Here is a 15,179-nt window from a genome sequence, read left to right as displayed (position 1 = left end):
AATTCTTAAGTAACCTTACCCTATATCGTACGTGATATGCTATTTCTCGTACTGAAATAGGAGGAAAATAATCCAATGAAAAAAATAGTTTTATCCATCATTGCCTTATTTACGTTGGCATTAGGAACAACTGGAATCACAACTGTTTTAGCTGCTCAGAATGAGAAAAGCGAAAACACATCAGATGAAACAGAAATCAAACAATCAGAAAAATTAGGAATACAAAATGGTTTAGATGATTTAATAGATAAAAGAGAAGATAGTAAAGCGATTGTCCAAACATTAGCTACTAATTCATCTGTTGAAGAGCCACTATTAGAACCGGTTAGTACCGAAGATGAACTCGGTAAAACTGGGGATGAAAAGAAAAATCCCGTTGACTATACAGTAGAATCTGGAGATACTTTAGTAAATATTGCAACTGCTTTTGAAGTTGACGTAAGTGAATTGATAAAATGGAATGAACAAGTAACAAGCGATTCACCATTACAGATTGACGAAGTTATTAAAATTGAAACAAAATTAACTACTGAAGCGATCAAACCTGAAAAGCTTACTTGGGAAACTGAAACAAGCAAAGGGTCTCTCCCAGAATCAAACTCAAAGGATACATCTATAGAAGAAACAAGTGCTGTTTCTTCTGATGCTTCAACGAAAAAGATGACGGTAGTTGCTACTGCTTATAGTCGAAATCAGCCTTCTCTAACGAATATCACTGCTTCAGGAATAGACTTAAGTCAAAACCCTCAAGTTATTGCGGTAGATCCTACTGTAATTCCATTAGGAACTAAAGTTTATGTAGAAGGATATGGAGAAGCCATCGCTGGTGATACAGGAAGTGCGATTATTGGAAATCGAGTAGACTTGCATATGGACAGCATAGATAAGTCGTTCCAATGGGGGATTCAAGAAGTTGAATTAACCATCTTAAATTAATAGAGAAAAAAGAGTTGAGACAATGATCTTAACTCTCTTTTTTTTGACTAAATAGTGAAGATTGTGAGATGATTCGGCATGTTGCTTTAGTTGTAATGGTAAAAAGAGTATAATAAGGTAGAGAATTTTTTTGAGAAAGAGGGTATTTCATGAATATATTAATGATTGAAGACAATCAATCCGTATGCGAAATGATGGAAATGTTTTTCATGAAAGAAGAATGGAAGGCAACTTTTGTCCAAGACGGTAAAGAAGGATTAGATGCTTTTCTAAATGATTCCGAAAATTGGGATTTAATTACTTTAGATTTAAATTTACCAAGTATGGACGGTATGCAAATTTGTCGTGAGATACGCAAAGTTTCAAAAACAATACCAATTATTATGTTAACAGCTAAAGATTCTGAAAGCGATCAAGTCATTGGACTAGAAATTGGTGCGGATGATTATGTTACAAAACCATTTAGTCCGTTAACTTTAATTGCTCGTATAAAAGCTTTATATCGTCGAGTAGATTTGATTCATGATGAGGCCGGTAAAGTAGATGAGAAAGCATATGAAGTGGAAACGAAGTACCTTAAAATGGATAAGAGAACGCGTGAAGCCATTTTGTATGATAAATCCATCGACAGTTTGACGCCAAAAGAATTTGAGTTGCTTTATACACTAGCTAAAAGTCCTAAGCAAGTTTTTTCTAGAGAGCAACTCCTAACGATTGTTTGGGATTATGAGTACTTTGGAGATGAGCGAACAGTGGATGCTCACATCAAAAAATTACGCCAAAAAATTGATAAAACGGGCCCACAAGTGATTCAAACTGTTTGGGGAATAGGGTATAAATATGATGATTCTGGAGTCTCCTCATGAGATTGAATTATTTTTACCAACAAATGCTGGCCTTTTTTTGCAGTTGTGACGATCGTCTTAATCATTTTAGGATTTTCTTTTTTACAATTTGCACGAAATACGGCCTATCAGAATACTGAAACGCAGTTGTTTGGGTACGCCGAAGCTTTAATTGATGAAGATCTACAGATGGATAAACTAGAAAATGGACAAGTTATTTTAAAAAATCAAGATGTATCAATTTTTGTATTTGATAGTACGGATAGTATGATTTATCCTAGTACAACTGAAAAGTACGTTAGTGGTATTTCAGATCAAGATCTTAAAAAGTTGAAAAATGGCGAGCCAATTTCATTAACTCAAAGAAATACAGATTTTTTTGGCAATCAGATTAATACGGCTATCGTTTATCAACCTTTTTTCACTCAAAGCACGGGCGAATTCTATGGATTTATAGCTGTTAGTGCTCCAATCAGTACAATAGAAGCAAATTTAAAGGATATCCGAAATAATTTATTTAGTGCATTTATTTTCTCGATTGTGGGTGCAACAATAGCCAGTTATCTTTTTGCTAAGTTTCAGGTGAAACGGATCAATCGCATTAGAAGTGCGACTCATAAAGTATCAAAAGGAGATTTCAATGTTCATCTAGAAAACAAAGAAATGGATGAATTTGATGATTTGGCAGCTGATTTTAATAGTATGGTTGACTCTTTAAAAAGTTCTCAAGAAGAAATTGAACGTCAAGAGAAACGACGCAGACAATTTATGGCGGATGCTGCACATGAAATGCGTACGCCGTTAACCACGATTAATGGGCTGTTAGAAGGTCTAGAGCATGATATGATTCCTGAAAACCAAAAACAGAGAAGTATCCAATTGATGCAAAATGAAACACGTCGTCTAATACGCTTGGTAACTGAGAATTTAGATTATGAAAAAATTCGATCTAACCAAATTACTTTGCAAAAACAAACTTTTGACGCATATGAAGCATTAGAAATGATTGTTGAACAGTTGAAAGGAAAAGCAAGTGATTCTGGAGATGAACTGGTATTAGACTGCCCAACAGAATTAGAGATATATGCTGATTACGATCGATTCTCTCAAATTATTGTAAATATTATCCAAAATGCTATTCAATTTACAACTAATGGAAAAATTAGCATTATAGGCTATTATGGTGAGAATGAAAGTATCATAAAAATTAAAGATTCTGGTATTGGAATGACCGCTGAAGAAGTTAAAAATATATGGGAACGTTACTATAAAGCAGACATTTCAAGAAAAAATACTAAATACGGAGAGTCTGGGTTAGGTCTGGCAATCGTTCAGCAATTGGTGAATCTACATGGTGCAAGTGTTGAAGTAGAGAGTTTACAAGGCGAAGGAACAACCTTTACCTTATCCTTTCCATTTGATCTAAATGAAATAGTTTAATATCCAAATTGCTTTTTTTAACACGCTCTAAGTTAAACAATAGAAAAGGTTATCAGAAGTTAGACAATTGTCTTAGCTTCTGATAACCTTTTTAACTGACTTTTTTTGAATGGTAAGTGACAGGATTTAGATCAAACGGTCTTTCAGAGGCTAAAATTTGATCATCGGAGGTAACTAAAATAAAGGAAAAACCTTTTGTACGTGCATGGTAGCGAAGAGATAATAACCAATCTTGTTTTGAAGAAGCAGAATCAAAGCTAAAATAATCTTCTACTAAGATCACTTTTTTATTGCATAGTTCATTTAACCGTAATTGTAGCTGAAGGGATAAGGTCAATGGCAATGCTTTAAAAGTTTGGTCAGCTAAATTATCTGATATATCAAGTTCTTCTAACAGTTCATTCACCACTAAATCAAGTGAGCGCTTCATCTGATTAGACGCTAAGGATAAAACGAGCAGCATGTTTTCTCGGACAGTTAGGTAATCAATAAAGGTATCATCCTTCGTGATTACGCCTGGAAAAGAGCCTAATTGTCTATTTAATTGTTTCATTAAAGTAGGGAAATTCACTTGTTTAGCTGATAAACTGTAAATCGTTTTAGGTTTGATTGAAAACAAAGGATAATTGTCAGGTTTTTTTAAAGAATGTTTAAGCATAATAAATCCTCCTTAGTAATGACGGTTAAATTAGGAAAGTGTGCTTTTTTTCAGTGACAGTAACAGATAATTTGGAATACCGATAACCATACAGCTGTATAAGTTGATGATTCCTATTAATAGAAAAGCTTGCAATGTATTATTTTGAGTAAAGGTATTGTGTATGGATTCACCCATTAAAAAAGCATTAATATTGAAGCGTGTTAAATTTTCATTTTCACTACTCAATAAGGGGTCATCCTCTTGCAAATGTACGAGAGAGGTACTTGGTTTTAATTCCTGTTGTAAAATATTGGATTCCAATTGAGAAACTTGATTCATTACAGGAGTTGCAAATAGACTGTAAATGAAAAGAAGAACCAAAATAATCGTGTTGATTAAAAGGAGTTGTTCCAATATTAATTGGGCCGTTAACTTATAAACTCGTTCTCCCATCAACAGGTAAGTCTGGTATTCTTTTTTTCTAAACCGACTCAAAAATAACTGAATCATCAGCATACTAAGTGTACCTGCAAACACGATTAAAAGAAGAATGTACTGATATTCCATTGTATAATGAGTTGTAATAGATTCTAAGACTTTAAAAGGCTCATTCAGGGAAGTGTGTTGTGAGTCTAAAGAAGCGATAATTCTGTTTAACTGAATGGAAGAAACTGAAAACTGTTTTGCCAATAATGCAACTATAAAGGCTAGGATAAAATAAATTAGGTAAAAGCCAAGCATAAACATCAAAAAATAAGGATGATTTTGTAAATGACGATAAGCACGTTTAGCAATTGTCAAACACAGCACTCCTTTCTACTTGAAAATTGATTCTATTTTTATTGTAATCATTAAATATGAAAAAACTGTGAAGCAATTAATAAGAGGGTATGTTAGTTAAATGATTTTTAGAACAAAAAAAAGGTTGAGCCCATTAGGACTCAACCTTTTTATCGAATTTAACAAATTAGTTTAAGAGATAGTTTAGTTACTCTGCATCCTTAACGTCTGGAGCTTCTGTTTCAGCTGGTTGTGTTTCGTCAGCTAATTCAGGATCAACTAACAACTCTGGAGCATTTGTTTTATATAGATCAACGGTAGACTGATTGCCGTTTTGACTATACATACTTGTATCTTCTGTTTCTAAACTTTCATTTAAGGCTTTCATACGTCCCAATTGATTACGGTAATCGTAATCAGCTGGATTTGTCGTAATAAAACCTTCTGGAGTATAGAAACGCAGTAGATCACTTGTCAAAATGCTATCAGATAAACTTAATTGAGTATTTACGTCTATTCTTAGCTGTTCAACTTCAGCAAGAACTTCCTCTGAAGGTTCTACAATTAATTCACCCGTTTCAGTGTCATAAATGTTTGAGCCATCAACAGTGTATTTAGGAGTTACAAAATTCCCGTTACGGAAAGCAACTGTTTCGTCATGGTTTTCAGAGAATAAATCTGTCCCAAGTAAAATATTGTCTTTTGTATCAATACCTAATAAATGAAGAAGAGTAGGAAGACTATCGATTTGACCTCCGAATTCTTCATGGATTTTTCCATTACCTGTTCCAGGAATGTGAACCATATAAGGAACTCTTTGCATCATTGTATTATCATAGCTTGACCAAGTTTCAGGATCTTTTCCAAGTAATGGTGCTAATGTTTCATTTCTTGAATTAGATATACCATAGTGATCACCGTAAAGAACAATGATGGAATTATCATATAAACCAGATTCTTTTAAATAAGTGAAAAATTCTTCAATAGCTTGATCTAAATAATGGGCAGTCACAAAGTAATTATCAATTGTATCATCCCCCGTTGTAGCAGCTGGGAAATCGACATTTGCTTCATCCAGTGGGTAAGGGAAATGATTAGATACCGTAATAAATTTAGAATAAAACGGTTGTGGCAGTTGTTCTAAATATTGGACAGATTCTTTAAAGAAAATTTTGTCTTTCATTCCATACTCTAACGTATTTTCTTCAGTAAACGTGTAAGATTCATCATCAAAGAAATAATCAACACCCATTGATTTATACGTGTTGTCTCTATTCCAGAAAGAACCGACATTACCATGGAACATAGCACTTGTATAATTTTTTTCGGATGCTAGGATCTGTGAAGCAGATTGGAAAGTATTGCTACCTCCAACTTGTGTAAAAGCACCACCTTGAGATAATCCAAATAAAGAATTCTCAAGCAGCATCTCAGAATCAGCTGTTTTACCTTGACCTACTTGATGAAAGAAGTTACTGAAACTTTGTGTGTCTTCATTGTGGTAAATACTGTTTATAAATGGTGTAACTTCAAGAGCTTCGCCTTGTTCAGTTTCTAATTTATAATCAATTAGAAATTGTTGGAAACTTTCTAAATGTAAATAGATAACATTGCGGTCTTCGGCAATACCAAACATCTCAGCATTAGCTCCAGCAAAATGGTCATCCACATAACTCAAGACACCTTCAATATCTGATTCATCAGCATTTGCTTTAACTTGATTAGCTTGAGCAGTTTGATAACCATCGTAAGCTGTAAAGAAATTAATACCAAGATATTTAACAATATAATTACGGTCAAATGTACGAGCCAATAATTGAGGGCGGTCACTTTCAGCTAAAGCCAAGTTACCAGCGAATAAGGTAAACCCAACAATCGTAGCTGCAAATGCATAGCGTTTTTTGAATGGGCGTTTATCCATTGTTACTTTCTTAGTAGCTAATAAAGCAATCAAGATAAAGATGTCAATCAGATAAAGTAAATCAGTTGCATGCAGTAAAGCAAAAGTACTTGCTCCTAATCCTCCAGCAACATTTCCGGCGCCCAAGATGGTACTGACCGATAGGAAATCTGAGAACTCTCTATAATAGAGAATATTCGCAAAAAATAAAATGGTCATTAATGTGTAGACCGTTATTAAAGCGATATAGGCTTTTTTTGAGCTCTTAAAGTAAAGAGCAATTGAAAATAAAATAATCGTTGTCGCAACTGGGTTAATCAATAAAATAAATTGTTGCATAACTCCTTCTACACCGAGAGAGAATTCTGCTTGATACCCTATATACGTTTTAATCCAAAAAACGATAACCGCCAAAGAAAAAAATCCCAGCCTCGTTTGTAGTAGTTTTTTTATGTTGTTCACTGTTGAATCCTCCTTAAATAAATGACCACAGTATAAATAATATAAGTTGAAAATTTCAATTTTTAAATGAGACCTGCGATAATCCTGCATCATAACACATTTTACAATTTATTTACATTATAGTCAATTTTACTCTCTTTAAAATAGCTGAATGTTTTAATCAAATGTCTATAGTATCAAGGATAGGTTTTGAAAAGTAAAGTTTAAGTAAAATTTAGGTACTTCGAATAAACTATCTCTTAATAATAATGTATACTTAAATTTGTAATGACAAATGAGGAGGATCTTTTAATGGTATTTTTGCAACCCCTCTTTGATTGGATTGAATCGAGGTTTGGCGAATCAATCAATCACTTTCCATTAGTAGAATTAATTTTTCACAGCATTGACCAAGCCTTCGTTTATTTTATTTTTTGGCTTATCGGACGTGGAGTCTTTCTAGCTGTCAAAAAAAAGAAAAAACAGTCAATAAAATGGCGCAGAGAAGTTGTTTTAAATGTATTTATTTTTTATATCCTTCTTTTGATTCATTTAACGGTCTTTCGCGAAGGGAATTCAATTATGAATGTGTCCATTGTTATGCGTCCCTTAAGCGATATAAATTGGATACCGTTTGTAGAAACAGCAAAATTAACTCAAGGAATATCTTTGTTTGATTACTACTATAATTTATATGGAAATATTCTTTGGTTTGTTCCAATGGGTTTTGGCGCAGCTTATTTAATGAAAAGAAAGTATACTTTTTTACGTTCATTAGGTATTGGGATAACTGTCTCATTTTTAATTGAAACGATGCAATTTCTTTTCTTTACAGGTGTGTCCGATATTGATGATTTAATTTTTAATACTATTGGAACAATGATTGGAATTGTACTGTTTGAAATAAGTCAATGGCTGTATAAAAAATGGCAAAATAAGAAAACCACTTGATTTATGACTTTCAAGTGGTTTTCTTATTGCTCTCACAATTTAATTAGATGGAAATTATGGTATACTAGATAAAATAAAAAGGAAAAAGGAGTTTATAAATAGTGGAAAAATACAAATTAAAAAGACGAGCAACTCAAATGGTTAGAGATGGTTACCCTGTAATATTGAAAGAAGATTTTGTGAAAGAGCCGATTGAATCTGAAGGAACGATAGTCGAATTACTCGACGACAACAAAAAATTTGTTGCACGAGCATACCTTGCTAAACAAAATAAAGGAGACGGCTGGATCTTAACCATGAATGAAAATGAAAAAATCGATCAAACTTTTTTTGAACGATTATTCAATCAAGCATTGGCTGAACGTACGAATCTTAAATTAAACGAGCAAACGAATGCTTACCGATTCTTCAATGGAGAAGGCGATGGACTTGGTGGATTGACGATTGATGTCTACGCTGATTATTATGTATTTTCATGGTACAGTGCAGGAATCTACAAGCATCAACAAACGATTTTAAAAGCGTTTCTTGCAGTGGTTTCAGATATCAAAGGGGTATACGAAAAAATAAGATACCAAACTAAAACGAAGCCTGAAACGAATCACATTTATGGTGAAGAAGCACCGGAGCCGTTATTGATCAAAGAAAATGGCATAACTTTTGCTACTTATTTAAATGATGGATTAATGACTGGAATTTTCTTAGACCAACGTGATGTTCGTCGTAGCATTCTTGAACATTACTCTATGGATAAAACTGTCTTAAACACCTTCAGCTACACAGGAGCTTTCTCTGTTGCTGCAGCAATGGGAGGCGCCAGTCATACAACAAGTGTGGATTTAGCTAATCGTAGCCTAGAAAAGACAAAAGAACAATTTGAAGTAAATGGATTAGACCCTGAACTTCAAACGATACGAGTAATGGATGTGTTCGATTACTTTAGATACGCTATTCGTAAACAATTAAAATTTGATACGGTGGTTGTTGATCCGCCAAGCTTTGCACGCTCGAAAAAAAGAACATTTAGTGTTTCTAAAGACTACACTGCATTATTGGAAGATATTATTGACATTACGAATGAAGATGGCGTGATTATTGCTTCTACAAATGCAGCAAATGTATCAACGGAAAAATTTGAGCAGTTTATTGAAACAGCATTTGATCATAAAGGGATATCATATGAAATTTTAGAAAAACATACCTTACCTGAAGATTTCAAAAGCAATCCTCATTACCCACAAAGTGATTATTTGAAAGTTTATATAATACAAAAGGGATATTAATTTTATTCCACCTACTTTGAAAAGAAAGTATGATATAAATGAAAAAAAATAAAGTGCAAAAAACTAATGCTATTCGACTATTGGAAAGCAAAGGCATTGCTTATCAAGTATATGAGTTTGCTTGGAGCGAGGATCATTTAGGGGCAGACGCGGTTTTTGAGCAGTTAAATGTAGCAAAAGAACGTATTTATAAAACCTTAGTTATCGTAGGTGACAAAACAGGTGTGATCGTTGCTTGTATACCGGGTACTAGTGAACTTGATTTGAAAGCACTAGCTAAAGTTAGTGGAAACAAAAAAGTAGAATTACTCCCTTTAACGGATCTAGAAAAAACAACAGGTTATGTTCGTGGAGGCTGTTCACCTATTGGAATGAAAAAAGAGTTTCCAACCTTTATCTCTATCCAAGCTAAAATGATGGAACAAATCATTGTTTCAGCAGGGAAAAGGGGCATGCAGATTGAAGTGGATCCCATTGATCTACAAAAATTGATAAAAGCTGAATTTGCATCTATTCAAGCGGATTAAAACTGAATACAAGAAATGGAAGAGAACTCCAGACCAAAGATAAAAACTTGGTACGGAGTTCTCTTTTTTTTTGAATACTTTTAAAAAGTAAGTTGACTTTCCGTCAATTGACATGTAAAGTGATAGAAAGAAGGACTAAGGGGGATAGTATGAAAAATAATACACTAGCTTCACTAACTTGGCTAAGGCTCATACGTTTCGCTAATCAAAACAATCAGTTATCCAATGAATTTTTGAAACGTTTTAAATTGACAAGTGCTCAATTTGACGTGCTTGTCCAAATTCAAGTTTATCAACCTTTGACTCAAACGGAACTAGCTCAAAGAGTTACGGTTACTCAAGGAGGCATTTCCAGAATGTTATCTCGATTGGAAAAAGAAGGATATGTCATGAGGACGCAAGAATGGAAACAAAAGTCCATCAGTCTTTCGTCAAAAGGAGCACAAGTATTGGAAAAAGCAATGCCCGAGCAGTTAGATTTTCAAACAGCTTTATTTGAAGATACATTAACTAAAGAAGAACTGAAAAATCTTTATACCATGTTGACCCGACTGTATAAGAATAATGAAAGAAAAAAATTGCCACCAGAATAATTTTTTTAAACTATCACTTGATTAGTCAATCAAAAAGGAGAAATCAGAGATGAAAGAATATCGTATCGATGAAACCAAAGGAATGGAGTTTGGATTGTACTCTCTTGGAGATCATATGGGAAATCCCCATACTGGAAAAATGATATCTGCCGAGCAACGCATAGAAAATTTTATTGAAGCCGCTAAGTTATCCGAGCAAGCTGGGCTAGATGTTTTTGCACTTGGTGAAAGCCACCAAGAACATTTTACCTCGCAAGCTCATACAGTTATTTTAGGTGCAATAGCTCAAGCTACTAGCAAAATCAAAATAGCTAGTTCCTCAACAGTCTTAAGCGTTTCTGATCCTGTGCGTGTGTACGAAGATTTTGCTACCTTAGATTTAATTTCTCATGGAAGAGCAGAAATCGTTGCCGGTAGAGGGTCGCGTTTAGGAGCATATAGCTTATTAGGATATGATGTTCGAGATTACGAAGAATTATTTGAAGAAAAATTAGAGTTATTAATGCAAATCAATAATGAAGAAAGCGTAACATGGGAAGGTCAATACCGTGCACCACTAAAAAATGCACAGATTCTACCGCAACCTAAAAATGGGAAATTACCGATTTGGCGTGCTGTAGGTGGACCGCCAGCTAGTGCGATAAAAGCTGGATACGCCGGTGTACCAATGATGTTGACAACCCTAGGAGGACCAGCATCAAGTTTTAAAGTATCGGTTGATGGTTACCGTGAAGCTGCTCAAAGAAGTGGATTTGACCCGAATACCTTACCAATTGGTACAACAAGTCTTTTTTATACAGCTGAAAATTCTCAAGATGCCCTTCGAGAATATTATCCGCACATAAATTATGGTATGCAAGCTATCAATGGAGCAGGATATCCAAAACAACAATTTGCCCAATCCACCGATTACAGAGATGCTTTAATGGTAGGCAGCCCACAACAAATCATTGAAAAGATGATTTACCAATACGAGCTATACGGCCAACAACGCTTCATGGCCCAAATTGATTTCGGAGGAGTTCCTTATGATAAAATTCAAAAAAATATCGAACTTATTGCCACCCAAATCCTCCCAGCCATAAAAAAATACACAACTAACTAAAGGATGCGGAGTTCGACGTTTAGGATCGACTGAAAAACAAAGAATTCTGAAAGGGATGTTTCACCCCTGCAAGAATTATGTTTTTTCCGAGAGCCTGTTGAACGCATCTCAACTAAAAGGATGCGGAGAGTCTCGGTTAACCTCGACATATACACATAATAACTATCGAATGTTCAAGAAAGAGGTGAGTATAAATGAAAATAGTAGGTATTTCGGGATCGACTGTAGGAACGAAAACAAAAACAGCAATGAATTATGTAGAAACTAATTTAAAAGAAAAGTATTCAGAGGTAGAGTTTGAATTAATCGATCTAGCAGAGTATGAAATGGTTTTTAGTGATGGAAGAAACTATTGGGAATATGAAGGAGATACAAAATACGTTTCTGGAAAAATTATGGCTGCAGATGCTCTTATTATTGGAACGCCGACTTTTCAAGCATCTATTCCAGCTTCTTTAAAAAACGTATTTGATCTATTGCCGGTTAATGCATTTCGCGATAAAGTAGTGAGTATGGTGGGTACTGCAGGAACGCCCAAACATTTTCTAATGCTGGAACAACAGTTAAAACCCATATTATCTTATATGAAAGCGACGATTATTCCAACCTATGTATTTATTGAAGAAAAAGATTTTTATAGAAATAAAATCATCAATGAAGATGTTATTTTCCGGATTGAACGATTGGTTGAAGATACAATTATGTTCAATGATGTATTTGAAGAAATGCGTAAAAAGAAAGATGAAGAATACGACTTTTAAAACAACAGCGATAAGAAAATAAAAACCACTTACTATCCATATCAATTTGGAGGGTAAGTGGCTTTTGTATTCATATGAACATGTTGTAACCATAGCTTGTTCTTAAGCATTTATAGATAAAAAATAATCGCGAATATCTTTCCAATTATTCGCACGAATGTAACGATCTTCGGTTTCATTTAATGAATTGACAAACAGGATGCCTGTTCCAGAAAAGCGTTCTAATTGACGAATAGAATCATCAATCAAATAATCTGTATGAACGATACTCTTATCGCCGCAAAAAATATAATGCTGAGGATCAATGAAATCAAAATGTTCTTGTAGCCATTCATACTTAGCAGTGAATGTTTTAGGTACATCCATAGCAGCTGTTGCAATATACAACTCATACTCTTCGGCCAATTCGCGTAAGACCATTTGGCTATCTTTCATGACTGGAATATTCCTGAAAAAGGCATACGTATTGATGATGGGATAAAGTTCTTTAATCGTTGTAACTAAATCAAAGTTTGGATTTTCTTGTAAATACTCTTCAATAGACTCAAAAGAAACTTGATATTCCTTTTTGAATAATTCAATAAAACTTATTTCCATATCCGCAATAACTTGATCCATATCAATCGCAATTTTCTTTTTCATAAAAACATCCTTTCACTTTGATAAAGCCAGTTCAGCAGCATGCATACCTGCAATCCGACCAGTGATAAAAGCACCCGTAATATTATAGCCACCTGTATAACCATTGTAATCCAATATTTCACCTGTGAAGAAGAGACCCTGAGTAAATTTGCTTTCCATCGTTTTTGGATTTACTTCTTTCGTATGGATTCCGCCTCCAGTAACAAAGGCTTTTTCAATGGGCTGAGTACCATTGGCTGTAAATCGGAAATCTTTAATGAACTCAATAAACTGAGTGATTTTATCTGGTGCAGCTTGTTTTAATGGAGCATTTTCGTCCAAACCAGCTCGAGCAAATGCAAATAGTAAATAGCGTTCAGGTACAAGACCTTTCAAAGCATTTTTTGCACTTTTATCGCCATCATTTTTTATCAATTTCTGAATTTGTTGCGTTAATTCACCTTTTGATACATTGGGAAGGGCGTCTAGACTCATGGTAACTTCCTCTGTTTTATCGCGTTTCATCGTTTGATGAACAAACATAGAGCAACGTAGGACTGCTGGACCTGAAATACCAAAGTGAGTAAAAATCATATCCATTTGATGAGTGACGACTGTTTTATTTTTTTTATTTAACACACTGAGCGCAACATCTCTTAAAGAAAGACCTTGTAAAGTCGTATCTTTGATAAATGGTTCATCAGAAAGAATGGGTGATTCTGTAGGGTAAAGTGGAGTAATGGTATGACCCGCTTTTTTTGCCCATTTATACCCATCACCGGTTGAGCCAGTTCTTGGCATAGCTTTACCACCTGTTGAGACGATCACACAACTAGCTTCTATGTTACGACCATCTTGCAATTGGACCCCAGTTACTTTTCCTTCATCAAATAGTAAAGTTTCTACAGGTGCTTCTGTATAGATGTCTACTTCTAACCGATCCATGATGCCGATTAAAGCTTCTAAAATTGTTCTTGATTTATCTGTAATAGGGAACATTCTTCCGTGATCTTCTTCTTTTAAGGTAACACCATTTGATCTAAAAAAATCCATAATATCATAATTATCGTATTGATAAAAAGCGCTGTATAAAAAGCGCCCGTTTCCAGGGATGTGTGCAATGATTTCTTCTTTATCTCGATTGTTGGTAACGTTGCACCGTCCACCACCAGTAACAAGTAATTTACGTCCAAGAGAGCTGTTTTTTTCGATTACTGCTACTTTTGCGCCATGTTCTGCTGCGGAGATAGCAGCCATCATGCCACTGGTTCCTCCACCAACTACTAATACATCATATGTTGTCATTTCTTTAATTGGCCTCATTTCTGTTCATTCCATCTGTTCAAATTTTATTTACTTACTTTATCATATTCTGGCAGTTTGTTCCATAAAGCTGTAAACTGTTTTAAGATACAAGAACTTTTCTTGTTAAGAGAGTACCTTAGCTGTTATGATGTACAAGGCGATGAAATAAATTGAAAAGGAAGATGGAACATATGGAAATTTTAATTGCACTAATACCTGCCATAGCATGGGGTAGCATAGGATTAGTGAGCAATAAATTAGGCGGAAACTCATATCAACAAACAGTAGGAATGTCAGCTGGAGCCGTTCTTTTTGCAATAGGCGTTTATTTTATTTATCAACCAGCAATTGATATGAAAATTATTTTAGTTGGATTGTTGTCAGGAGCATTATGGTCATTAGGACAAATGCAACAATTCCAAAGTATGAAGTTTATCGGTGTATCCAATACATTGCCTATCTCAACAGGATTACAATTGATTGTCAATACACTCGCGGGAGTACTGTTGTTTAGAGAATGGACAAGTACTAGAGATATTATTCTGGGAATTATTGCTATTATTGTTTTGATTTTTGGTGTAACATTTACGACTGTCTCAGATACGAAAGAATCAAAAGATGATTCTAAAGGACAAAAAAAATTTGGAGCAAGAGCATTACTTTTTTCTACACTTGGATATGGATTATATACAATAACCATTAATGCTGCTGGAGTCGATGCAATGGCTGTTATTTTACCACAAGCTGTAGGTATGCTAGTTGGTTCACTCTTGTTCTCAATGAAGCAAGAGATAAAGAGCCAGTACACACTGCGTAATATTTTGACAGGTTTGTTATGGGCGTTAGGAAATGTCTTCATGTTGATTTCAATGGAAAAAATTGGTTTGGCTATTAGTTTCTCACTTTCACAAACAGGGATCATCATTTCAACGTTAGGAAGTATTTGGTTCTTAGGAGAAACGAAAACAAAAAGAGAATTCCGCTATATCTTACTTGGCTGTATTTTAGTTATTGTTGGCGGTGTGCTATTAGGTTACGTTAAATCCTAAAT

The 15,179-nt window shown here is 34.5% G+C and carries 15 protein-coding genes; 10 read left to right on the top strand and 5 right to left on the bottom strand.

All coding sequences use genetic code 11. The features are described 5' to 3' along the window. Positions 1-75 precede the first annotated feature (75 nt). The 3 genes from CAR_RS08400 to CAR_RS08390 all read left to right on the top strand — a co-directional run bounded on the left by CAR_RS08400 (position 76) and on the right by CAR_RS08390 (position 3,221). Positions 76-936 (top strand): 3D domain-containing protein, encoded by an 861-nt coding sequence (locus tag CAR_RS08400; RefSeq protein WP_013711289.1) that lies wholly within the window; start codon positions 76-78, stop codon positions 934-936. Positions 937-1,085: 149 nt separating this feature from the next. Further along, positions 1,086-1,802, top strand: a complete 717-nt coding sequence (locus CAR_RS08395; protein WP_041556476.1) for a response regulator transcription factor — start codon at positions 1,086-1,088, stop codon at positions 1,800-1,802. A gap of 45 nt (positions 1,803-1,847) precedes the next feature. Beyond that, positions 1,848-3,221, top strand: a complete 1,374-nt coding sequence (locus tag CAR_RS08390) for a sensor histidine kinase (protein WP_013711287.1) — start codon at positions 1,848-1,850, stop codon at positions 3,219-3,221. A gap of 91 nt (positions 3,222-3,312) precedes the next feature. Here the strand turns inward: CAR_RS08390 and CAR_RS08385 are convergent, their stop codons facing one another. From CAR_RS08385 to CAR_RS08375, 3 genes are all read right to left on the bottom strand, one after another. Next, the gene (locus CAR_RS08385) at positions 3,313-3,879 is read right to left on the bottom strand and encodes a hypothetical protein (protein ID WP_013711286.1); all 567 of its coding nucleotides are present in this window, start codon (positions 3,877-3,879) and stop codon (positions 3,313-3,315) included. Positions 3,880-3,909: 30 nt separating this feature from the next. After that, complete coding sequence (locus tag CAR_RS08380) at positions 3,910-4,671, bottom strand: hypothetical protein (RefSeq protein ID WP_013711285.1); 762 nt, start codon at positions 4,669-4,671, stop codon at positions 3,910-3,912. Positions 4,672-4,849: 178 nt separating this feature from the next. Further along, a complete protein-coding gene (locus CAR_RS08375) occupies positions 4,850-7,003 on the bottom strand; it encodes an LTA synthase family protein (RefSeq protein ID WP_041556474.1) in 2,154 nt (717 codons plus the stop codon). Between the two features lie 291 nt (positions 7,004-7,294). On the opposite strand from CAR_RS08375, the gene CAR_RS08370 reads away from it, so the two are divergent. From CAR_RS08370 to CAR_RS08345, 6 genes are all read left to right on the top strand, one after another. Further along, a complete protein-coding gene (locus tag CAR_RS08370; RefSeq protein ID WP_041556472.1) occupies positions 7,295-7,933 on the top strand; it encodes a VanZ family protein in 639 nt (212 codons plus the stop codon). 101 nt (positions 7,934-8,034) lie between these two features. Continuing rightward, on the top strand, positions 8,035-9,216 hold the full coding sequence (locus tag CAR_RS08365; RefSeq protein WP_013711282.1) for a class I SAM-dependent rRNA methyltransferase: 1,182 nt from the start codon (positions 8,035-8,037) through the stop codon (positions 9,214-9,216). A 38-nt stretch (positions 9,217-9,254) separates the two neighbouring features. Then, positions 9,255-9,743, top strand: coding sequence for a Cys-tRNA(Pro) deacylase (gene ybaK, locus CAR_RS08360; protein WP_013711281.1), 489 nt, complete (start codon positions 9,255-9,257; stop codon positions 9,741-9,743). 149 nt (positions 9,744-9,892) lie between these two features. Continuing rightward, entirely contained in the window at positions 9,893-10,336 is a 444-nt protein-coding gene (locus CAR_RS08355) for a MarR family winged helix-turn-helix transcriptional regulator (RefSeq protein WP_013711280.1), read from the top strand. A 49-nt stretch (positions 10,337-10,385) separates the two neighbouring features. Continuing rightward, positions 10,386-11,441 carry an LLM class flavin-dependent oxidoreductase gene (locus CAR_RS08350; protein WP_013711279.1) on the top strand — a complete coding sequence of 352 codons (1,056 nt, stop codon included), beginning with the start codon at positions 10,386-10,388 and terminating at the stop codon, positions 11,439-11,441. Between the two features lie 194 nt (positions 11,442-11,635). Then, the gene (locus tag CAR_RS08345) at positions 11,636-12,202 is read left to right on the top strand and encodes an NADPH-dependent FMN reductase (protein ID WP_013711278.1); all 567 of its coding nucleotides are present in this window, start codon (positions 11,636-11,638) and stop codon (positions 12,200-12,202) included. A 102-nt stretch (positions 12,203-12,304) separates the two neighbouring features. On the opposite strand, the gene CAR_RS08340 is transcribed toward CAR_RS08345, so the two are convergent. Both CAR_RS08340 and CAR_RS08335 read right to left on the bottom strand, forming a co-directional pair. After that, on the bottom strand, positions 12,305-12,844 hold the full coding sequence (locus CAR_RS08340; RefSeq protein WP_013711277.1) for a 5' nucleotidase, NT5C type: 540 nt from the start codon (positions 12,842-12,844) through the stop codon (positions 12,305-12,307). 12 nt (positions 12,845-12,856) lie between these two features. Continuing rightward, a complete protein-coding gene (locus CAR_RS08335) occupies positions 12,857-14,128 on the bottom strand; it encodes an NAD(P)/FAD-dependent oxidoreductase (RefSeq protein ID WP_041556470.1) in 1,272 nt (423 codons plus the stop codon). A 191-nt stretch (positions 14,129-14,319) separates the two neighbouring features. Here CAR_RS08335 and CAR_RS08330 point away from each other — a divergent pair, with 191 nt between their 5' ends. Further along, on the top strand, positions 14,320-15,177 hold the full coding sequence (locus tag CAR_RS08330) for a GRP family sugar transporter (protein ID WP_041556468.1): 858 nt from the start codon (positions 14,320-14,322) through the stop codon (positions 15,175-15,177). The last annotated feature ends 2 nt before the right edge of the window (positions 15,178-15,179 follow it).

The sequence above is a fragment of the Carnobacterium sp. 17-4 genome (genome assembly GCF_000195575.1).
Lineage (GTDB): Bacteria > Bacillota > Bacilli > Lactobacillales > Carnobacteriaceae > Carnobacterium_B.
Note: the sequence above shows the minus strand (reverse complement) of the source record. Positions and strands in the feature narration are given on the sequence as shown.

Coding starts and splice junctions, on each gene's coding strand:
- CAR_RS08400 (WP_013711289.1), top strand. CDS start 76: ATGAAAAAAATAGTTTTATCCATCATTGCCTTATTTACGTTGGCATTA.
- CAR_RS08395 (WP_041556476.1), top strand. CDS start 1,086: ATGAATATATTAATGATTGAAGACAATCAATCCGTATGCGAAATGATG.
- CAR_RS08385 (WP_013711286.1), bottom strand. CDS start 3,879: ATGCTTAAACATTCTTTAAAAAAACCTGACAATTATCCTTTGTTTTCA.
- CAR_RS08370 (WP_041556472.1), top strand. CDS start 7,295: ATGGTATTTTTGCAACCCCTCTTTGATTGGATTGAATCGAGGTTTGGC.
- ybaK (WP_013711281.1), top strand. CDS start 9,255: ATGAAAAAAAATAAAGTGCAAAAAACTAATGCTATTCGACTATTGGAA.
- CAR_RS08355 (WP_013711280.1), top strand. CDS start 9,893: ATGAAAAATAATACACTAGCTTCACTAACTTGGCTAAGGCTCATACGT.
- CAR_RS08350 (WP_013711279.1), top strand. CDS start 10,386: ATGAAAGAATATCGTATCGATGAAACCAAAGGAATGGAGTTTGGATTG.
- CAR_RS08345 (WP_013711278.1), top strand. CDS start 11,636: ATGAAAATAGTAGGTATTTCGGGATCGACTGTAGGAACGAAAACAAAA.
- CAR_RS08340 (WP_013711277.1), bottom strand. CDS start 12,844: ATGAAAAAGAAAATTGCGATTGATATGGATCAAGTTATTGCGGATATG.
- CAR_RS08335 (WP_041556470.1), bottom strand. CDS start 14,128: ATGACAACATATGATGTATTAGTAGTTGGTGGAGGAACCAGTGGCATG.
- CAR_RS08330 (WP_041556468.1), top strand. CDS start 14,320: ATGGAAATTTTAATTGCACTAATACCTGCCATAGCATGGGGTAGCATA.